Source organism: Streptomyces sp. NPDC052042, assembly GCF_044548345.1.
Classification (GTDB): domain Bacteria; phylum Actinomycetota; class Actinomycetes; order Streptomycetales; family Streptomycetaceae; genus Streptomyces.
In genome coordinates, this window is record NZ_JBIUBU010000026.1 from 1 (window position 1) to 19655 (window position 19655).

At 70.0% G+C, this 19655-nt stretch carries 18 protein-coding genes and 1 tRNA gene; 10 read left to right on the plus strand and 9 right to left on the minus strand.

The annotated features are described in order from the left end of the window. The first annotated feature begins 654 nt into the window (after positions 1–654). On the plus strand, positions 655–954 hold the full coding sequence (locus ACIHCL_RS30330; RefSeq protein WP_399866937.1) for a hypothetical protein: 300 nt from the start codon (positions 655–657) through the stop codon (positions 952–954). Positions 955–1145: 191 nt separating this feature from the next. On the opposite strand, the gene ACIHCL_RS30335 is transcribed toward ACIHCL_RS30330, so the two are convergent. Together ACIHCL_RS30335 and ACIHCL_RS30340 are read right to left on the minus strand one after the other, a co-directional pair. Next, positions 1146–1219, minus strand: a tRNA-Pro gene (locus ACIHCL_RS30335). Between the two features lie 148 nt (positions 1220–1367). Then, on the minus strand, positions 1368–2306 hold the full coding sequence (locus ACIHCL_RS30340) for a metallophosphoesterase (protein ID WP_399866938.1): 939 nt from the start codon (positions 2304–2306) through the stop codon (positions 1368–1370). 253 nt (positions 2307–2559) lie between these two features. Here ACIHCL_RS30340 and ACIHCL_RS30345 point away from each other — a divergent pair, with 253 nt between their 5' ends. Next, positions 2560–3024 carry a GatB/YqeY domain-containing protein gene (locus ACIHCL_RS30345; protein ID WP_399866941.1) on the plus strand — a complete coding sequence of 155 codons (465 nt, stop codon included), beginning with the start codon at positions 2560–2562 and terminating at the stop codon, positions 3022–3024. Between the two features lie 487 nt (positions 3025–3511). On the opposite strand, the gene ACIHCL_RS30350 is transcribed toward ACIHCL_RS30345, so the two are convergent. Further along, positions 3512–5767 carry a transglycosylase domain-containing protein gene (locus ACIHCL_RS30350; protein ID WP_399866942.1) on the minus strand — a complete coding sequence of 752 codons (2256 nt, stop codon included), beginning with the start codon at positions 5765–5767 and terminating at the stop codon, positions 3512–3514. A gap of 386 nt (positions 5768–6153) precedes the next feature. Between ACIHCL_RS30350 and ACIHCL_RS30355 the strand changes: the two genes are divergently transcribed. Next, complete coding sequence (locus ACIHCL_RS30355) at positions 6154–6507, plus strand: WhiB family transcriptional regulator (RefSeq protein WP_199883305.1); 354 nt, start codon at positions 6154–6156, stop codon at positions 6505–6507. A gap of 346 nt (positions 6508–6853) precedes the next feature. Here the strand turns inward: ACIHCL_RS30355 and ACIHCL_RS30360 are convergent, their stop codons facing one another. Both ACIHCL_RS30360 and ACIHCL_RS30365 read right to left on the minus strand, forming a co-directional pair. Continuing rightward, positions 6854–8746, minus strand: coding sequence for an ArsA family ATPase (locus ACIHCL_RS30360; protein ID WP_399866944.1), 1893 nt, complete (start codon positions 8744–8746; stop codon positions 6854–6856). Beyond that, entirely contained in the window at positions 8743–9765 is a 1023-nt protein-coding gene (locus tag ACIHCL_RS30365; RefSeq protein WP_399866947.1) for an ArsA family ATPase, read from the minus strand. Before ACIHCL_RS30365 ends, ACIHCL_RS30360 begins: the two co-directional genes overlap by 4 nt. A gap of 82 nt (positions 9766–9847) precedes the next feature. Between ACIHCL_RS30365 and ACIHCL_RS30370 the strand changes: the two genes are divergently transcribed. The 4 genes from ACIHCL_RS30370 (at position 9848) to ACIHCL_RS30385 (ending at position 12755) form a co-directional block, all read left to right on the plus strand. After that, positions 9848–10006, plus strand: a complete 159-nt coding sequence (locus tag ACIHCL_RS30370) for a DUF4177 domain-containing protein (RefSeq protein ID WP_003967454.1) — start codon at positions 9848–9850, stop codon at positions 10004–10006. Then, entirely contained in the window at positions 10006–10476 is a 471-nt protein-coding gene (locus ACIHCL_RS30375; RefSeq protein WP_399866948.1) for a RidA family protein, read from the plus strand. Before ACIHCL_RS30370 ends, ACIHCL_RS30375 begins: the two co-directional genes overlap by 1 nt. Before the next feature lie 276 nt (positions 10477–10752). Continuing rightward, the gene (locus ACIHCL_RS30380) at positions 10753–11928 is read left to right on the plus strand and encodes an NUDIX hydrolase (RefSeq protein WP_399866950.1); all 1176 of its coding nucleotides are present in this window, start codon (positions 10753–10755) and stop codon (positions 11926–11928) included. Beyond that, positions 11925–12755: an MBL fold metallo-hydrolase gene (locus tag ACIHCL_RS30385; RefSeq protein WP_399866953.1), complete on the plus strand. Its 831-nt coding sequence runs from the start codon at positions 11925–11927 to the stop codon at positions 12753–12755. The genes ACIHCL_RS30380 and ACIHCL_RS30385 overlap by 4 nt, the downstream gene beginning before the upstream one ends. A 294-nt stretch (positions 12756–13049) precedes the next feature. Here the strand turns inward: ACIHCL_RS30385 and ACIHCL_RS30390 are convergent, their stop codons facing one another. Then, on the minus strand, positions 13050–13724 hold the full coding sequence (locus ACIHCL_RS30390) for a Crp/Fnr family transcriptional regulator (protein ID WP_362625549.1): 675 nt from the start codon (positions 13722–13724) through the stop codon (positions 13050–13052). 337 nt (positions 13725–14061) lie between these two features. Here ACIHCL_RS30390 and nth point away from each other — a divergent pair, with 337 nt between their 5' ends. The 3 genes from nth to ACIHCL_RS30405 all read left to right on the plus strand — a co-directional run bounded on the left by nth (position 14062) and on the right by ACIHCL_RS30405 (position 17274). Continuing rightward, entirely contained in the window at positions 14062–15039 is a 978-nt protein-coding gene (gene nth / locus ACIHCL_RS30395; RefSeq protein WP_399866956.1) for an endonuclease III, read from the plus strand. A gap of 252 nt (positions 15040–15291) precedes the next feature. Further along, positions 15292–15981 (plus strand): NUDIX hydrolase, encoded by a 690-nt coding sequence (locus ACIHCL_RS30400; protein ID WP_399867072.1) that lies wholly within the window; start codon positions 15292–15294, stop codon positions 15979–15981. Positions 15982–16068: 87 nt separating this feature from the next. Beyond that, a complete protein-coding gene (locus ACIHCL_RS30405) occupies positions 16069–17274 on the plus strand; it encodes a MarP family serine protease (protein WP_399866959.1) in 1206 nt (401 codons plus the stop codon). Between the two features lie 515 nt (positions 17275–17789). Here the strand turns inward: ACIHCL_RS30405 and ACIHCL_RS30410 are convergent. The 3 genes from ACIHCL_RS30410 to ACIHCL_RS30420 all read right to left on the minus strand — a co-directional run bounded on the left by ACIHCL_RS30410 (position 17790) and on the right by ACIHCL_RS30420 (position 19646). Next, the gene (locus tag ACIHCL_RS30410) at positions 17790–17993 is read right to left on the minus strand and encodes a hypothetical protein (RefSeq protein WP_399866961.1); all 204 of its coding nucleotides are present in this window, start codon (positions 17991–17993) and stop codon (positions 17790–17792) included. A 106-nt stretch (positions 17994–18099) separates the two neighbouring features. After that, positions 18100–19119: an alpha/beta fold hydrolase gene (locus ACIHCL_RS30415; protein ID WP_399866963.1), complete on the minus strand. Its 1020-nt coding sequence runs from the start codon at positions 19117–19119 to the stop codon at positions 18100–18102. Beyond that, positions 19116–19646 carry a phage holin family protein gene (locus ACIHCL_RS30420; RefSeq protein ID WP_399866966.1) on the minus strand — a complete coding sequence of 177 codons (531 nt, stop codon included), beginning with the start codon at positions 19644–19646 and terminating at the stop codon, positions 19116–19118. The genes ACIHCL_RS30415 and ACIHCL_RS30420 overlap by 4 nt, the downstream gene beginning before the upstream one ends. Positions 19647–19655 lie beyond the last annotated feature (9 nt).

Genomic DNA, 19655 nt, shown 5'->3' on the forward strand with positions numbered 1-19655 from the left:
GCGCAGACGCCACCAGGCAACAGCCAGACACAGCCACTACCGACGGCGAACCGCCGACGAAACCGCTGAATAGATCACGAAACCGCACTGGAGTACTAGGAGAGAGCCCTAGGCGCAGCGCGCACCCGTACAGCGTTGCGATGATCTCGGCACGCAGTCTCACCCCGCCCTTCCTCTTCCCGTGGGGTGAGGGAAGGCCCAGTGAGACAAGCCAGATTCCACTGCGGGGTGCCTCAAAAGACGCCTCGGCGGTTTTCTTGATCCGCTCTACCAGCTCAGGGTCGTCGCATGGACGCCGGGCATGGCGCCGGGTGCGCGGTGGCGCGATGTCTCGAACCTTCCTGGCGCTCCGCGTTCGCCAATCGATATCAACCTCGATCACCCACCCTGGCCACCCGTAGACATCTCTCAGGACGACGCCGTGCTCGGTCAAATCTGCAGACACCACACGACCACTGTCGCAAGCGCCGGTCGCCGACAGGCTCCTGCCGCCTGCGAAAGACACCCGATCATGTCGGCCAGGATGCGGCGGTGAACTTCGCGAGCCTTTGGGGTGCGGGGCTCCTAGCATTTCCGCTCAGGGGCCTACGAGCAGAGCCTGATCGCCCCCGTTTGGAAAGTGCGGCGAGAAGGCCCAAGCCGAAGGGCACAGGGATGGATACCCGGCACGTCGACCTGGACCTCGTTCTCTTGCTCTTGGTCGGTGTTCTCTTGCTCTTGGTCGGTCTGCTGGCCGCTTACGCGGTCTACAAGTGGAAGGGACTGGCGACGCCCGTCACCGTGAGGGCCGTCGTCGTGACACTTCTCGTGCTCCTGTTGCAGGGACAGGACGGAGGAAGTTCCGAGCAGCGGGTACCGCCGACCTCCTGCTCGTATGAGGCCGAGCGCTGCCAAGGAGCTGGAGCGAAGAACGTCACGGCGTCGGTCAGTCATCAAGGCCCTGTCCGCGAGTGATCTCGCTGCTGGCTCAGGCCGTGGCGCACTTCATTTCCTCTCGTGCTCGGCGGCTTTCTTGCGGTGTGCCGGCGCCGCAGTGGGGAGGGATGGGAGCCAGATTCTGAACTCGGCTCCCAAGACGGCCCCAGAAACGAGTCAGGGGCCTGACCCGCTAAGCGGATCAGGCCCCTGACCTGGTGTTTCGGCTGTCGGGGTGGCGGGATTTGAACCCACGACCTCTTCGTCCCGAACGAAGCGCGCTGCCAAGCTGCGCTACACCCCGATTGTCTCCGATCGCCCGGCGACATCGATTACTTTAGCCCACCCGAGCCCGCAGACGAAATCCGGTTTATGTGCTGCTCACGGGGCCGGGGCGTCGACGCAGCCGGGCCCGGGGCTGACAGCGGGTTCCGGGCCCGGGGAGCCGGGGGTCAGGCACGGGGGGTCAGGGTCAGGAGGGTGGCCTCCGGGGGGCAGGCGAAGCGGACCGGGGTGTAGCGGTTGGTGCCGCAGCCCGCGGAGACATGGAGGTAGGAGCGGTGGCCCCCGGCGGAGTGGGAGGAGAGGCCCTTGACCCGGTCCGTGTCCAGGTCGCAGTTGGTGACCAGGGCGCCGTAGAACGGGATGCAGAGCTGACCGCCATGGGTGTGACCGGCGAGGACCAGGGGGTAACCGTCCCGGGTGAAGGCGTCCAGGGAGCGCAGGTAGGGGGCGTGGACGACGCCGATGGAGAGGTCGGCGCCCGTTTCGGGGCCGCCCGCCACCTCCGCGTAGCGGTCGCGCTTGATGTGCGGGTCGTCGAGGCCGGTGAAGGCGATGTCCAGGCCGTCGATCTTGAGTCGGCCGCGGGTGTTGGACAGGCCGAGCCAGCCCGCCTCGTCGAAGGCGTCGCGCATGGGCTCCCACGGGTTGTGGACGACGCCGACCGCGGGGGCGTTCCCGTTGAGACCGTGCCTGCCCTGGACCTTTTCCACGAGGTAGCGGGCAGGGTTGCGGAGCTTGGGGCCGTAGTAGTCGTTGGAGCCGAAGACGTACACGCCCGGGAAGCCCATCAGCGGGCCGAGGGCGTCGAGCAGCTCGGGCACGGCCTCGGGGTCGGAGAGATTGTCGCCGGTGTTGACGACGAAGTCGGGACGCAGCCCGGCGAGCGACTGCAGCCAGGCGCGCTTCTTGCGCTGGCCGCTGACCATGTGGATGTCGGAGACCTGCAGTACACGCAACGGGCGTGCGCCGGCGGGGAGTACGGGGATGGTGACCCGCCGCAGGCGGAACGAGCGGGCCTCGAATCCCGCGGCGTAGGCGAGGCCGGTCACCCCGATCGCCGCGCCGACTGCCGTGATTTTCAGGGGGAGTCCGTAGCGTGCACGCATGGGTCCATCGTCGCAGACATGATGCCGCGCTCGGGAAGGCGGCGGCAGCGGGGCAGGGGCGTGGCGGGAGGGGCGACAGCGGCGGGGTACGCCTGTGGGGTAGAGGGGGCGGCAGCGGGGCACGGGTGCGGCGAGAGAGGGCGACGGCAGTGGGACAGGAGCAGGCGCGGGAATGCGGCGGCTCGGGGGAACCTGCGGGAATCCGGGAGAAACCAGCGGGCGTCGGAGGCCGTGTACCTGCCACAATCAGCACATGACCACGCTCAAGTCCAAGCTCAAGGAAGACCTCACCACGGCCATCAAGGCGCGTGACGAGCTGACCTCGTCCACCCTTCGGCTGACCCTCACCGCCATCGCGAAGGAGGAGGTCAGCGGCGAGTCGGCGCGCGAACTCTCCGACGACGAGGTGCAGAAGGTGATCGCCAAGGAGGCGAAGAAGCGCCGTGAGGCAGCCGAGGCGTTCGCCCAGGGCGGCCGGACCGAGCAGGCCGAGCGCGAGAGGGCGGAGGGCGAGGTCCTCGACGCCTACCTGCCGAAGCAACTGAGCGACGATGAGCTGGCCGCGATCGTGGCGTCCGGTGTCGAGGAGGCGAAGGCGGCCGGGGCCGAGGGGCCGCGGGCCATGGGTGCCGTGATGAAGATCGTGACCCCCGAGGTCGCGGGGCGGGCGGACGGCGGCCGGGTGGCTGCCGCGGTGAAGAAGCTCCTGGCGGGCTGAGTCCCCGCCGCGCTGAGCGCGCGGCAGCGGGCGAGCCCCGACGGCAACCGTAGGGCGGGAGCGCGGCGTCCGGCAGCGGAGTCCGGCTGCGTCCGGCAGCAGCGAGGTGCCCGGCACGGAGCGCGTCAGCGGTGCCGCCCCCGACAGTGGGTGCCTGCGGGTGCGCGACATGAGGCGAGGGCCCCGGTGCGGAGTGCGGCACGCGACGAGGCGCCCCGTAGGGAATACGGCACGCGGCCAGGTGTCCCCGTGCGGGCTGCGTACGGTACGGCGTCCGGGCGGACGCACGGCGCGGGACCGTGGGGCGAATCCGTACGGCCGGCGGGTCGGCATGGCAGGCAGGTGCAGGTACCGGCAGGTGTGGGCGGGGCGCGGGTCCGCGCAGTACGCCGCATCGCGCCGTACGTGTGGAGGGCGGCACGACGGATGAAGGTGGAGCTTCCCGACCGGTCGCGGTCGGGGAGCCCCACCTTCGTCGTGTGCGGGATCAGTGCCCCTGCGTCCTGCCGTTGTGGTTGCCTTCGTCCCCGTTGCCTGGGCCCGGCGGGATGCTGATGCCGGGGAACGGGTTCCCGCCGTCGGGCCGTCCGCCGGGCCTTCCACGGTGGTCTGGCCGGCCGGGCCGGTCGGGCCGGTCCTTCCCGGTGTCCGGCCGGTCCGCGTTGTGGTCCCGGTCGTCTTCCTTCGCCGGGTCCGGGATGTCGACGGTGTTGAAGGAGGGGGAGGGCAGTCCGTTGAGGGCGCCCGTCATCGCGTCACGCCAGATCGGTCCGGGGACCTGTCCGCCGTACACCTTGGCCTGGTACACGCCGCCGATGTTGATGTTCACCATCTCGATGTCCTGGGACGGGCCGCCGACCCAGACCGCGCCGGACATGTTCGGGGTGTAACCGACGAACCAGGCGTTCTTGCGGGCGTCGGTCGTACCGGTCTTGCCCGCGCTGTCGCGGCTGCCGAGGCCCGCCTGCTGGCCCGTACCGGAGTCGATCACGCCGCGCAGCAGGGAGTTGACGGTGTCGGCCACGTTCGGGGCCAAGGCCTGGGTGCAGCTGGACTTCGGTACCCGCAGCGAGGCGCCGTTCGCCTTCGTCACCGACTCGATGGCGATCGGCGTGCAGAACGTGCCGCGGTTGGCGAAGGCGGCGTAGGCGCTGGCCATGGTCAGCGGCGAGACCCCCTCCGAGCCGAGGGCGATGGCGGGGGTCTGTGGGAGCTTTTCACCGTTGCCCTGAGCCACGCCGAGCTTGTCGGTCAGCTGGGTCACGGGGCAGAGGCCGATGTCCTCCACCATCTGGATGAAGTAGGTGTTGACCGACTTCGCCATGGCCTCCTTCAGGGCATAGGGGCCGACCTCCGACTTGTTCTCGTTCGGCACCCGCTCGCCGTTCACGTTCACGTACGGCCTGTCGCACGTCTGTACCCCGGGGTAGGGCATCTCGTACGGCGACGAGTAGACCTGGGTGGCGGGCTTGCCCTGCGCTATGGCGGCTGCGGCTACGAACGGCTTGAACGTCGAACCGGTCGGGAAACCGAAGTTCGAGCCGCCCATGGCCTTGTCGACCGAGTAGTTGTACTGGGTCTCGTTGGGGCCGAAGCCGTACGGCCTGGACTGGCCCATCGCCATGATCTTGCCCGTGCCGGGCTGGACCAGCGTCACGGCCGTCGCGACCTTGTCCGTCTTGTAGACGTGGCTCTTGATCGAGTTCTGCGTCGACTGCTGGGCCTGCGGGTCGAGCGTCGTGCGGATCGTCAGACCGCCCTGGTTCCAGATCTTGGCCCGGTCCTCCTTGGTCTTGCCGAAGGCCGGGTCGGTGAGGAAGACGTTGCGCACGTAGTCGCAGAAGAAGCCGGCGCCGCTGACGGCCGTGATGCAGCCGTTCTTCGGCTTCTTCACCCTCAGCTTGATCGGGTTCGCCTTCGCCTTGTCGGCCTCGGCCTGCGTGATGGACCCGACGTCGGCCATCCGCTGGAGCACGATGTTGCGGCGCTTCGTCGCCCTCTCCGGGTTGTTGACCGGGGCGAAGTAGCTCGGCGACTGCACGAGCCCGGCCAGCAGCGCGGACTCCTCCAGCGTCAGGTCCTTGGCCGACTTGGAGAAGTACCGCTGGGAGGCGGCCTCGACGCCGTACGCCTGCTGCCCGAAGAAGGTGATGTTGAGGTAGTTCGCCAGGATCCGCTTCTTGCCGAGCTTCTCCTCGACCTGGATCGCGTACTTCAACTCCTGGATCTTGCGGCCCAAGGTCTGCTGCGTGGCCTGCGCGACCTTGTCCGGGTCGTCGCCCGCCTCCTCGACGAAGACGTTCTTCACGTACTGCTGGGTGAGAGTCGAGGCGCCCTCCGCCGTTCCGCCGCTCTGCACGTTGCGGTTCAGCGCGCGCAGAATGCCCTTGAGGTCGATCGCCCCGTGCTCGTAGAAGCGGGCGTCCTCGATCGCCACGATCGCCTGTTGCATGTACGGCGAGATGTCCTTCAGCTTCACCACCGTGCGGTCGCGCGAGTACACGGAGGCGATCAGTCCGCCCTTGCTGTCCAGGATCGTGGTGCGCTGACTCAGCGGCGGGGTCTGGAGATTGGCCGGGATCTCGTCGAATCCCTCGACCGTGCCCTTGGTGGCGAGCCCCAGGGCTCCGGCGGCCGGCAGCGTGATGCCCGCGAGCACGACTCCGGAGAGCGCGGCGACACCGAGGAACTTGGCGGCCTGCTGGGTCGTCGAGAGACCCCCGCCCGAGCGCTTCTTTGGCATGGGGGCAGCCTACGTTCTCATTCGCCGGACACGCGTATATGCCTTGGCCTAAGCTGCACTCAACTGTCACAGCAGACCGGTTCCGCATCAACCCCCGTGCGAGATCCGGCCAAGAGCCAGGGCGCTTCCGAATTAGCCGCGTGTGTCATTGAAAGTCCGTTGCGATCTGGGAGAACTGTCCTGATTCTTAGGGGTTATTGGCGTATGTCTTCACCTCACTCCCCTGGGTGATCTGCCGCATACGCATAGTCCGTTCGGGCCATTCAAGATTGGGCCCGAAGGGGGTGTTGTGCTGTCGCCACCTTCCGTAACGTCCTCAACTGGCAGCGGTGAATATGCCGCTACCGCCGTGGGGGAGCCTCGATTCGGGAGAGGACGGCGCCGTGATGGGCTGGGTAACCGACTGGAGTGCGCAGGCAGCCTGCCGCACTACCGATCCGGATGAACTGTTCGTACAAGGAGCAGCGCAGAACAGGGCCAAGGCGGTGTGCACCGGATGCCCGGTGCGGACCGAATGCCTGGCCGACGCGCTGGACAACCGCGTCGAATTCGGCGTGTGGGGCGGGATGACGGAGCGGGAGCGCCGCGCGTTGCTGCGCAGGCGGCCCACCGTCACGTCCTGGCGTCGGCTGCTGGAGACCGCGCGCAGCGAGTACGAGCAGTCCACGGGAGGCATCCTTCCCGTGGCGATCGGTCTGGACGACGACGAACTGCACGAGAGGTACGCCGCAGTGGGGTGAGGCGGGAAGAGGCGGTGAAGCGGACCGCCCACGGGCGACGGGCGGCCTATCTGATGCCCCGCCCGGTTAAACACGCAGCCCGGCCGCGATCGGCCCCGGCTCCGGAGGGGGCCCGGGCTCCGGACGGCTGCGGGCCTGGATGTTCACGGGCTCCGGGCCGTTGCTCGGGCCAGGACGGTTACACGGGCTTGGACGGCATGTGCCTTTGATGGTCATGTGCCTTTTGGGCGCTCGCGTGCCTCTGATGGCCTTGCGGCTCTGGACGGTCAAACGAGCTTTGTACGGCCGTGCGACGTTGTGCGGCCGCGTGGCTCCGGATTATTGCGTGCCCCTGCCTCTCGGCCGGTCAAGCAGCTCCGCCCCCGGCCGATTCGGCCGCGAGATCTCCGGCCGGTCCGGCTGCGAGCCGGTCCCCGATGGAGCGGAGGCCCGCGAGGTCGTGCACATCACCGGGCAGCGCGGTCACTTCGGTCACGGCCACCTCGGGATGCAAGACGGTGAAGCTGTCGCGCGTGCGCTGCTCGCGCGCTACCACCTGCATGCGCTCCGCGTGCAACCGCAGCAGGGCCGCCGTCAGCTGCTCGATGGAGGCGGAGGCGGAGGCGGAGGCGGAGATGGACGTGGCGTCGTGCGTCTCGGGGCTTGTCGGCGCGTTCGGGGTCATGGAGCCGTCCCGAGGTGTCGCGGCGTCCGGGGGCGCGAGGGTGTGCGGGGGCGCGGAAGCGAGTGCGGCCGAGGGCGCGAGCTCGGGGGCCGACTCCGGATCTGAGCCTTCCGCGTCCGCGTGGCGCGGATTCCCGCCGTCCGGGCCTGACGCGCCGTCCGGAACCGGATCGTCCGGGTCTAGGTCGTCCGGGCCTGGGTCGTTCGGACCCGCGTCCGATGAGGTCGGGGTTTCCCGTGAGGTCGGGGTTTTGGGTGAGGCCGGGGGCGTCGAGGCTGTTCCCAGCCCGCCGTGTTCGGCTGAGTCCTGTGGATCCTGGGCTTCGGTTTTCTCGTGCTCGCTGGGATCGGCCGCGGGGGTGGTCTCGGGAGAGGCGACGACCGACCAGTTGGCCGGGTCACGAAGTGCAGCCTTCCCTTCCTTCTGATCCACAATGCCGATCGCGTCGAGATTTTCCGCAGCCGCCAGGGCGTGTTCGGCGGAGAGCCGGGCGGCCTCGCTGTCGTGGACGCGGTTGAGCACCAGACCGGCCAGCGGCATGTCCTCCGCGGCCAGCCGTTCCACGAAGTACGCGGCCTCACGCAGTGCGTCCCGCTCCGGCGTCGCGACGACGAGAAACGCCGTACCGGGCGCCTGCAGCAGCTTGTACGTGGCGTCGGCCCGGGTACGGAATCCGCCGAACATGGTGTCCATCGCCGCGACGAAGGTCTGTACGTCGCGCAGGAACTGGCCGCCGAGCAGCTTGCCGAGGGTGCCGGTCATCATCGACATACCGACGTTGAGGAACTTCATCCCGGCCCGGCCGCCCACCTTCGCCGGGGCCATCAGCAGTTTGATGAACTTTCCGTCCAGGAACGAGCCGAGCCGCTTCGGCGCGTCCAGGAAGTCCAGTGCGGAGCGGGACGGCGGGGTGTCGACGATGATCAGGTCCCACTCGTCGCGCGCGCGCAACTGGCCGAGCTTCTCCATCGCCATGTACTCCTGCGTGCCCGCGAAGCCGGCCGACAGGGACTGGTAGAAGGGGTTCTCCAGGATCGCGCGGGCCCGTTCGGGGTCGGCGTGGGCCTCCACGATCTCGTCGAAGGTCCGCTTCATGTCGAGCATCATGGCGTGCAGTTCGCCGGCGCCCTCGCCTTCGATGCCGGGGACCCGGCGCGGGACGTTGTCCAGCGAGTCGATGCCCATGGACTGGGCGAGTCTGCGGGCGGGGTCGATGGTGAGGACGACGACCTTGCGGCCGTGTTCGGCCGCCCGTACGCCGAGGGCCGCGGCGGTGGTGGTCTTGCCGACCCCGCCCGATCCGCAGCACACGATGATCCGGATGCCGGGGTCGTCGAGCAGCGCGTCGGTGTCCAGCACGGGGGCGGGGACAGGTGGATGCACGGGAGAGGAGCCCGTGGACCACGTGTCCGCCGATGCGGCGTCCGGGGACGGCGCATCGTCTGCCGACGAGGCGCCCGAGGGCGTGCCCTGGGTGCGCTTGGGGGCGCTGTGCCTGCGAGCCGGGGAGCCGTGTGCGCCGGCCCGGGTGCCGTGTGCGGGGGTGGCCGTGTCCGCGTCTGTGACCTGTCTCATGCGCCCGTCCCTCGCCCGGCCCGATGTCCGGGTCCGGCTCCCGGCTCTTCGATCGTTTCGTCGGCCGCGCCCTGCTCGCAGAGTGCGGCAGCCAGGTCGTAGAGCCCCGCCGGATCCATTCCCTCACCGATCAAGGGGAGTTCGTACTTCGGAAGTCCCAGCCCCGCGAGCACCGCGCGCTGCTCGCGCTCCAGCTCGACCCGCTGGGCGTGTTCGGCGGCCTGCTCCACCAAGGGGCGCACGAGCCCGGCGGAACCCGTCACACCCGCGCGGGTCAGTGTCTTGGCGATCTCCTTGCGGCGGCCGCGCGCGGCTGTGCGCAGCGCGTCCTCGTCCAGCAGGTGGGGTCGCACCATGTTCACGATGACCCGGCCGACCGGGAGTTCGGCGGCCCGCAGCTCGGCGATGCCGTCCGCGGTCTCCTGGACCGGCATCTCCTCCAGGAGCGTCACCAGGTGGACCGCGGTCTCGGGGGACTTCAGCACCCGCATCACGGCTTGTGCCTGGTTGTGTATCGGGCCGATCCGGGCCAGCCCGGCCACCTCGTCGTTCACGTTGAGGAAGCGGGTGACGCGCCCGGTGGGCGGGGCGTCCATGACCACGTAGTCGTAGACGTACCGGTTCTGCTTGTCCTTGCGGCGTACGGCCTCGCACGCCTTGCCGGTCAGCAGCACATCGCGCACGCCGGGCGCGATCGTGGTGGCGAAGTCGATCGCCCCGAGCTTCTTGAGCGCCCGGCCGGCGCTGCCGAGCTTGTAGAACATCTGGAGGTAGTCGAGCAGGGCGCGTTCCGCGTCGATCGCCAGGGCGTACACCTCGCCGCCGCCTGGGGCGACGGCGATTTTGCGCTCCTCGTACGGAAGCGACTCCGTCTCGAAGAGCTGGGCAATGCCCTGCCTGCCCTCGACCTCGACGAGGAGGGTGCGCCTGCCCTCGGCCGCGAGGGCGAGCGCGAGGGCGGCGGCGACCGTGGTCTTGCCGGTACCACCCTTGCCGCTGACGACCTGGAACCTGCTCACGTATTCGAGCCTAACCAGTCGGGTCGCAGGCTACGCACGAGGCTGCGCGTGCCAGGGATTACACAGGCATTACAGTCGGGCCATGACCAAGTGGGAATACGCGACCGTGCCTCTGCTCGTGCACGCGACCAAGCAGATTCTGGACACCTGGGGCGAGGACGGCTGGGAGCTGGTCCAGGTTGTTCCCGGACCGAACAACCCCGAGCAGCTCGTGGCCTACCTGAAGCGGGAGAAGGCGTAGTGGCGGGCGTCGTCGAAGCGAAGCTCGCCGAGCTCGGGCTCACCCTGCCGGACGTGGTGCCGCCGCTGGCCTCGTACCAGCCGGCTGTGAGGTCGGGGGTGTATGTGTACACGTCCGGCCAGCTGCCGATGGTGGACGGCAAGCTCGCGGTCACCGGCAAGGTGGGTGCGGAGGTCACGCCCGACGAGGCCAAGGAGCTGGCCAGGACCTGTGCGCTCAACGCGCTGGCCGCCGTGAAGTCCGTCGCCGGTGATCTGGACCGGATCGCCCGGGTGGTGAAGGTCGTGGGCTTCGTCGCCTCGGCGTCCGACTTCACCGGGCAGCCCGCCGTGATCAACGGGGCCAGCGAGCTGCTGGGCGAGGTCCTCGGTGACAAGGGCGTGCATGCGCGCAGCGCGGTGGGCGTCGCGGTGCTGCCGTTGGACGCGCCGGTGGAGGTCGAGGTCCAGGTCGAACTGGCCGAGGGCTGAGGCGCCGGCCCGTCCCACCCGTGCGGTGCGCGGCGGGGTCCACGTACGCCCGTGCGTACGTTCCGCCGGCGTTCGCCGTCGCAGTCCCTGATCCCGTCCGGTCGACACGACCGGACGGGATCACATGTACGGGCATCACGTGGGGACCCCGTGGCGGAAGGCGCGTACGGAGCGGTCGCGGACCGTGTCCGGGCCGGTGCGAGGTATGTATGTATACGGCATGTACGGATCAGGTCGGCTCTCGAACATCGGCGCGGTTCCGGATAGCCTCCGGCCATGTCGAATGGTCAGTGGTATCCACCGGAATGGCCCGACCGGATCCGGGCGCTCGCCGCAGGTGAACTGACGCCGGCGACGCCGAGGCGGGCCGCGACCGTGATGCTGCTCCGGGACCCTGTCATCGGTACGGCCCCTGTCGTCGCCACCACCCCTGTCGGTGGCACGGTGACCGCTGATGGCACGGCGACTACCGGCGGCACAGCGACTGCTCGCGGTACGGACCCCGTCGGCGGTACGGACCGTTCCGACCGTGTGGATCCCGCCGTCGGCGGTCGGGAAGGTCCTGACGCCGGTCCCCGGGAGGGGCTTGCCGTCCACATGCTGCGCCGCCCGGCCTCCATGGCCTTCGCCGGCGGCGCGTACGCCTATCCGGGCGGAGGCGTCGACCCGCGGGACGACGACCGGCTCGTCGGCTGGGCGGGACCGTCGCTGGAGAGCTGGGCCGAGCGGCTCGGCATCGCGACCCCGGCCGAGGCCCGGGCCATCGTCTGCGCGGCGGTCCGCGAGACGTACGAGGAGGCGGGCGTCCTCCTCGCGGGCCCGACCGCCGACACCGTCGTCGCCGACACCACGGGCGCCGACTGGGAGACCGACCGTGCGGCGCTGGTCGCCCGCGAACTGTCCTTCGCGGAGTTCCTGGACCGGCGTGGACTCGTGCTGCGCTCCGATCTGCTGGGCGCCTGGGCGCGCTGGATCACTCCCGAGTTCGAGCCCCGCCGCTACGACACCTGGTTCTTCGTCGCCGCGCTGCCCGAAGGCCAGCGCACCCGCAACGTCTCCACGGAGGCCGACCGCGCGGTGTGGATCCGCCCCGGCGACGCGGCCGACGGCTACGACAGGGGCGAGCTGCTGATGATGCCGCCGACCGTGTCCACGCTGCGGGCACTCAGGCTGTACGACACGGCTGCCGAGGCCCTGAAAGCCGCGGATGCCCAGGACCTCACGCCCGTCCTCGCACGGGCGGAGCTGGAGGACGACGCACTGGTGCTGAGCTGGCCGGGCCACGGCGAGTTCACGAAGCACATCCCGAGCGGGTCGGCCACCAGCGGGCCGGCCATCAGCGGGCCGGCAGCCGCGGGCGGTACGGTAAGCGGTTCGGGGAACGAAACAGGCGGCACGGCAGGCGGCTCGGGGGACGCCACGGGTGGCCGTACGGGAGGTGAGCCGGCATGAGCGACGCGGCAGCGCTGCCCGGGCAGCCACGGGGCGGGGTCGTCTCCGGGCCCGCGACCTCCCGCGCCGTCAACGTCCTCGCCCCCAACGCCTCGCCCATGACGCTGGACGGCACCAACACCTGGATCGTCGCGGAGCCCGACTCCGACCTCGCCGTCGTCATCGACCCCGGGCCGCTGGACGACACGCACCTGCGGGCGGTCATCGACGCCGCCGAACGGGCCGGCCGCCGCATCGCACTCACCCTGCTCACCCACGGACACCCCGACCACGCGGAGGGTGCGGCACGCTTCGCCGAGCTGACCCGTACCGAGGTGCGTGCCCTGGACCCGGCGCTCCGCCTCGGCGGCGAGGGCCTCACGGCGGGAGGCGTGATCACCACCGGGGGCCTGGAACTGCGCGTCGTACCGACGCCCGGGCACACCGCGGACTCGCTCTCCTTCCACCTGCCCGCCGACCGGGCGGTCCTGACCGGGGACACGGTGCTCGGGCGCGGCACCACAGTCGTCGCGCACCCCGACGGAAGGCTCGGTGACTACCTCGACTCGCTGCGCAGACTGCGCTCGCTGACCGTCGACGACGGCGTCCACACCGTGCTGCCGGGGCACGGTCCGGTGCTGGAGGACGCGCAGGGCGCGATCGACTTCTACCTTGCGCACCGTGTGCACCGGCTGGCCCAGGTGGAGACGGCGGTCGAAGCCGGGTACCGGGCGCCGGCCGAACTGGTGGCGCACGTGTACGCGGACGTGGACCGCTCCCTGTGGCCCGCGGCGGAACTCTCCGTGAGGGCGCAACTGGAATACCTGGACGAACGCGGATTGCTGTAGGCGCGCGTACGGCGGCGGGATGCCCGGACGGTGCGTCGGAAGGCATGCCGGGATACCGATCTGCCGACCGGCACTGGGATACCGATCTGCCGACCGGCACCCGAGACGACCCCCGCCCTTGGCGGTGGGCGCAGCCGCGGCAGCGGTCAGCCGGCCGTGCGGTAGGCCGCTCCTTCGGCCAGGCGGCCGGGCTCTCGCTCTCCGCGGCTCGCGTGCTCAGCCGCCCGTGTGCTCAGTTCCCCGTGCGTGGTCGGTGGTGCCGTCGGCGCACGGCGTTGTGAAGTCGGGGCGCGCTCAGCGGGAGCGCTTCGCCAGGCGCTCCACGTCGAGCAGGATCACGGCGCGCGCCTCCAGACGCAGCCAGCCGCGTCCCGCGAAGTCCGCGAGCGCCTTGTTGACCGTCTCGCGGGAGGCGCCGACCAGCTGGGCCAGCTCTTCCTGGGTCAGGTCGTGGACGACGTGGATGCCTTCCTCGGACTGCACACCGAAGCGCCGCGAGAGGTCCAGGAGCGCACGGGCGACACGGCCGGGCACGTCCGAGAAGACCAGGTCGGACATCTGGTCGTTGGTCTTGCGGAGTCGGCGTGCCACGGCACGCAGCAGGGCGGAGGCCACCTCGGGGCGGGCGTTCAGCCAGGGCTGGAGGTCACTGTGTCCGAGGCCGAGGAGCTTGACCTCGGTCAGCGCGGTCGCGGTCGCGGTGCGCGGGCCCGGGTCGAAGAGGGAGAGCTCGCCGATGAGCTCTCCGGGGCCGAGGACGGCCAGCATGTTCTCGCGCCCGTCCGGGGAGGTGCGGTGGAGCTTCACCTTGCCCTCGGTGACCACGTAGAGGCGGTCGCCCGGATCACCCTCGTGGAAGAGCGCGTCGCCGCGTGCGAGGGTCACCTCACTCATCGAGGCGCGGAGCTCCGCGGCCTGCTCGTCATCGAGCGCCGCGAAAAGCGGGGCGCGCCGCAGAACATCGTCCACGAGTTCTCTCCTTGTCGGCCTGTTCAGGAAACCCTGGTCCCCATCATGCCGGACGGCAAAACAGTGCGATCAATCACAAACCAGTTTGACGCACGGGCGTGCCGAACAGTGCGGCAGGGGGCTGATCGGGGGTGTGTACGCAATGACCGGGGCGTATGCCGTCGCGTGGCTCTAGGCTGGCCGGGTGTCCAAATCGCCGGTGAGAGCGCAGGCCAAGGGGGCTGGTGGGATGTCGGAAGACCGTGATTCCGCTATGGGCGAACAAGCTTGGAGCCGCTCGCAAAACGGAACAAAAGGCTCAGAAGTCGCGCAGTCGGGGAGTGTCAGCGTGAAGGGCGTGAAGGGCGCAGAGGGTGTGAAGGTCACCAAGAGTGCCAAAGCAGCCAAGGGGGCGAGGGGCTCGGAACCTGTGAAGGGCGCGAAGAGTGCGCAAGCCGTGAAGCCCGCGAAGGCGTCGGAAGCCGCGAAGAGCGCGAAGGACGGTGCGAGGGCCGACGTGAAGGACCGTGCGAAGGCCGGTGCGAGGACCGGCACGAAGGCCGCCGCGAAACCCGAATCACGCCTCGCGATGGTCCGCCGCGCCCGCAGGATCAACCGCGAACTCGCCGAGCTCTACCCTTACGCCCACCCCGAGCTGGACTTCACGAACCCGTTCGAGCTCCTTGTCGCCACGGTCCTCTCCGCCCAGACCACCGACCTGAGGGTCAACCAGACCACCCCTGCGGTCTTCGCCGCCTACCCCACGCCGGAGGACATGGCCGCGGCTGTTCCGGAGGAACTGGAGGAGATCGTCCGGCCGACCGGTTTCTTCCGGGCCAAGGCCAAGTCGCTCATAGGGCTTTCCGCGGCGATCCGGGACAACTACGGAGGCGAGGTGCCGGGGCGCCTGTCCGACCTGGTCACGCTGCCCGGGGTCGGCCGCAAGACCGCCAACGTCGTCCTGGGGAACGCGTTCGGCGTACCGGGCATCACCGTCGACACGCACTTCGGCCGCCTGGTCCGTCGCTGGAAGTGGACGGACCAGGAGGACCCGGAGAAGGTGGAGGCCGAGATCGGCGCGATCTTCCCGAAGAGCGAGTGGACCATGCTCTCGCACCGGGTCATCTTCCACGGCCGGCGCATCTGCCACGCCCGCAAGCCTGCCTGTGGAGCCTGCCCGATCGCCCCGCTCTGCCCCGCGTACGGAGAGGGCGAGACGGATCCGGAAAAGGCCAGGAAGTTGCTCAAGTACGAGATGGGCGGCCAGCCTGGTCAGCGGCTGCGCCCTCCGGCGGACTACCCGGGCAAACCCGCTCCCGGCCCGGGGGCCCGCTGACGTACCGGCGTTCGTCCCGGAACGAAATGCGTGACGCCAGGCGTTGTGAGACGAGGGGTGCCCATGAAGACGCGAGAGCAGAGCACGGATCACTGGCAGAGTCCGGACCGGCAGAGTCCGGACCGGCAGCGGAGTACGGACCAGCGGCGCAGCGTGGATGGCGGACGGCCCGCTGCGGCGAACGGCGTGGCGAGCAGCCGGGCCGCACCCGCCACGACCGCGGCGGGTGCGGGGCAGGTCTCCTCCTTCACCATGGCGGCGGAGGGCCTGCCCGAGTCCCTCACCGTGACGGCGGAGGGCCTGCCCGAGTGGCTCGCACCGGTGGCCCATGCCGCGCGGGCCGTCGAGCCGCGCCAGCTCAGCCGCTTCCTGCCGCCCGAGAACGGCGACGGGCGCCAGTCCGCCGTCCTCGTACTGTTCGGCGAGGGCGAGCGCGGGCCCGAGCTGCTTCTCATGGAGCGAGCCGGAAGCCTGCGCTCCCATGCCGGGCAGCCCTCCTTCCCCGGCGGCTCCCTGGACCCGGAGGACGGCGACCCGGCGACGGCCGGGCCGCTCAGGGCGGCGTTGCGGGAGGCACAGGAGGAGACCGGTCTCGATCCGTGCGGGGTGCAGCTCTTCGGTGTGCTGCCCCGGCTCTACATTCCCGTGAGCCGCTTCGTCGTGACGCCGGTCCTGGGCTGGTGGCGGTCGCCGAGCCCGGTCGGGGTCGTCGATCCAGGTGAGACCGCCCGGGTCTTCACCGTCCCCGTGTCGGATCTCACTGATCCGGCCAATCGCGCGACGTCGGTGCATCCGAGCGGCCACTTCGGTCCGGCATTCCTGGTCGAATCCGCCCTGGTGTGGGGCTTCACGGCGGGAGTGATCGACCGGATCCTCCACTTCGCGGGCTGGGAGCGGCCGTGGGACACGGCCAAGCAGGTGCCGCTCGACTGGCGCGCATGACAGGCTGACTCCGTGCTGTGCTGTCCGGTCCCGGCCGGATCCAGCCGAACGAACGGGCCCGGTGACGAATCTGTGAGGCTATAGACGGTGAACGTGCTGGACATCCTGCTGCTGGCCGGCGCCGTGTGGTTCGCTGTCATCGGCTATCGACAGGGGTTCGTCGTCGGCATCCTGTCGGTGATCGGGTTTCTGGGCGGCGGTCTCGTCGCCGTCTATCTGCTGCCGATCCTGTGGGACCAGTTGACGGACGGCTCCGAGGTCTCCTCGACGGCGGCGGTCGTCGCGGTCGTCATCGTGATCGTGTGTGCCTCGGTGGGACAGGCGTTTACCACCCACCTCGGGAACAGGCTCCGCCGGTACATCACGTGGTCACCGGCGCGCGCCCTCGACGCCACCGGAGGCGCCCTGGTCAACGTGGTCGCGATGCTGCTGGTCGCCTGGCTGATCGGTTCGGCGCTGGCCGGTACCACCCTGCCGACCCTGGGCAAGGAGGTCCGGAGCTCATCGGTCCTGCTCGGCATCTCGCGGGTGATGCCCGTGCAGGCCTCCACCTGGTTCGCGGACTTCTCCTCGGTGCTCGCCCAGAACGGCTTCCCGCAGGTCTTCAGCCCCTTCGCCAACGAGCCGATCACGGAGGTCAAGGCCCCGGACCCGGCGCTCAGTAACAGTCCCGTCGCGGTCCGCGCCCAGCGCTCCATCGTCAAGGTCGTCGGTACGGCCCCGAGCTGCGGCAAGGTCCTCGAAGGCACCGGGTTCGTCTTCGCCGACCGTCGTGTGATGACCAACGCCCACGTCGTCGGCGGTGTCGGGGAGCCGACCGTGCAGATCGGCGGCCAGGGCCGGCTGTACGACGCGAAGGTCGTCCTCTACGACTGGCGGCGCGATATCGCCGTGCTCGACGTACCGGACCTCGACGCGAAGCCGTTGCAGTTCACCGACGTCGGCCACGACGCCCGGAGCGGGGACAGCGCCATTGTCGCGGGCTTCCCGGAGAACGGCTCGTACGACGTACGCGCCGCACGGGTCCGGGGCCGTATCGACGCCAACGGCCCGGACATCTACCGCCGCGGCACCGTCCGCCGCGACGTCTACTCGCTCTACGCGACCGTCCGGCAGGGCAACTCGGGCGGACCGCTGCTGACGCCCGACGGCAAGGTGTACGGAGTCGTGTTCGCGAAGTCGCTCGACGACCCCGACACGGGGTACGCGCTGACCGCCGACGAGATCCGCCAGGACATCGAGCACGGCCGCTCCGCCAACCAGCAGGTCGACAGTCAGGGCTGCGCTCTCTAAGGGCTGTCCCGGTGACGTCTGCCCCGTCGCGCCGCCCGGCACTTCCCGGGCTCTCGGCTCCACTCGGGCAGGGGGACCTCGTGGCTCGGCGCGTTGGCCAAAAGCCCACGTAGCCCTTCCCCGGGCTCTCGGCTTCGTTCGAGCGTGGGAGACCCCGTCCGAGCGCCTCAGGCCGCCTTGCGATCGCACGCACCGGACGACGTTCCTTCCGGGCCATCAGCGCCGGTCACGGCACTGGTGCTGGAGGGGCATGGGCCGGGAGGGGTACCGGCGAGAGCTGTGACCGGAAGCGCTCACCGGCTCGCGTCGTCCGCGCGACGGCACGCCACCGCGCGGACGTCCGTCATCTGCGGAGGCGTACAGTACCCGTGGGGGCAGGCATCATCTGCGCGGGCTTGGACCACCCGTGAAGGGGGTGCGTCCGTCACGGGACAGCGCGCCATCCGTTCGGAGACACGTCATCCGCGTGGCAGGCCATCGGCCGGGCGCGAGGGTGTCGTCCATACGGCCGGGTGTCATCCGCGGGGATGGCGCAGTCGCGCCGAAACCCAGCGGGCCCGGCGGCGCAGGATACGCGGAATGCCGAGCCGGGGATCGTGCACCACACGCCTGTCGTGCACCCGGCCCTGGGGGCCGCCCCTCTCGTGATTGCCCGGATCCGCCGTGGCGGTCGAGCGACGGTTGCGTGCTGCGTCACCGAAGTCGTGCGTCCAGCCCATACCTCGACGTCTGCCCGTGCCTCATGGTCGGTAACCGCCTGTCCGTCAGCCAATCGGCCTATGCACCGGGCATTTGGCTGTTCGTCGGACAAGCGTGCGCGTGCGGCTACCGGTCGGGCTCGGAGTCCTTGAGCCAGTTGATGAGTTCGGCTGAGAACCCGTCCGGGTCCTCCTCGTGCGGGAAGTGCCCCAGACCGTCGAAAAGTCGCCAGCGGTACGGCGCTTCGACGTACTCGCCGGACCCCGCCGCGCTCCGCGTACGGATCGCCGGATCGAGTGAGCCGTGCAGATGCAGAGTGGGGACGCGCACCGGCAGTTTCATGCGCCGGTTGAACTGGATCCCGTCCGGGCGAGCCAGAGAACGCACCATCCACCGGTACGGCTCGATCGAGCAGTGCGCGGTCGACGGGATGCACATCGCGCGCCGGTAGACATCGAGCGTCGCGTCGTCGGGGAAGCCCGGGGTGCGGGGGCCGGTCCAGTCGCGGATCAGCCTGCCCACCAACGCCGCGTCATCTGCGGCGAGCTGACGTTCCGGCACCCACGGACGCTGAAAACCCCACACGTACGAGCCCGCGCGCGACTGTGCGAAGTCCGAGAGCATCGAGGAGCGCCAGCGGCGCGGATGCGGCATCGAGGAGACCGCGAGACGGCGCACCAGCTTCGGCCGCATCACGGCGGCCGTCCACGCGAGGTAGCCGCCCAGGTCATGGCCGACCAGCGCCGCGTCCGGCTCACCGAGCGAGCGGATCACCCCGGTGACGTCGAGCGCGAGATTGGCGGGGTCGTACCCCCGGGGCGTGCGGTCACTGCCACCGACGCCCCGCAGATCCATCGCCACGGCGCGATATCCGGCGTCGGCCAGCGCGGTGAGCTGATGCCGCCAGGTCCACCAGAACTGCGGGAAGCCGTGCAGCAGCAGCACGAGCGGCCCCTCGCCGAGTTCGGCGATATGGAAGCGAGCGCCGTTGGCCGCTACATCACGGTGGGTCCACGGTCCGTCGAGGCGCACGGGCCCCCCGGCACCGGCCGGGTCGGGCCGACCGGACATGCCGGGGGTGCCGTCCTGGCCTGTCGGGCTCTTCGGGCCCATCGGGTCGGGCGCACTGGAATCAGGGACCATCATGTGGTCGAGCGTGCCACAGGTGACGCCTCGTCCTGTGCCGGAGCCGCTTCCAGAGCCTTGTCGGCCCGGGTGCTGCCCGTGACGGCCGGATGAGACGCTCCCGGGACGCTGGGGCGCGGATGCGGCTTGACGCCCTGTAGCACCGCCGCCGTCTGCTTGGCCGAGGCGATGGACTTCTCCGGCGGCTTCACCTGCTTGAACTTGGCGACGGCGAACCACGCGAGCAGCCCGCCCAGGACCACGAACGCGACCCCCACGATCAGGAATGACCAGGCCAGCCCGAGCCCCAGGTTGTGGATTCCGTACGCCGCAGCGAAGCTCAATACCGGGAACGCGAACAGAACCAGCACTCCCGCGATGATGATCACCAGACTTCCGGTGACCCCACGCTTGACGTCCTGGCGTACCTCTGCCTTGGCCAGGGCGATCTCGTCGTGCACCAGTGCGGACATCTCGGCCGTCGCCGTGGCGACCAGCTGTCCGAGACTGCGGTCGGCGTTGTCCGCGATGTTGCCTGGGTCGCTCATCCCTGACTC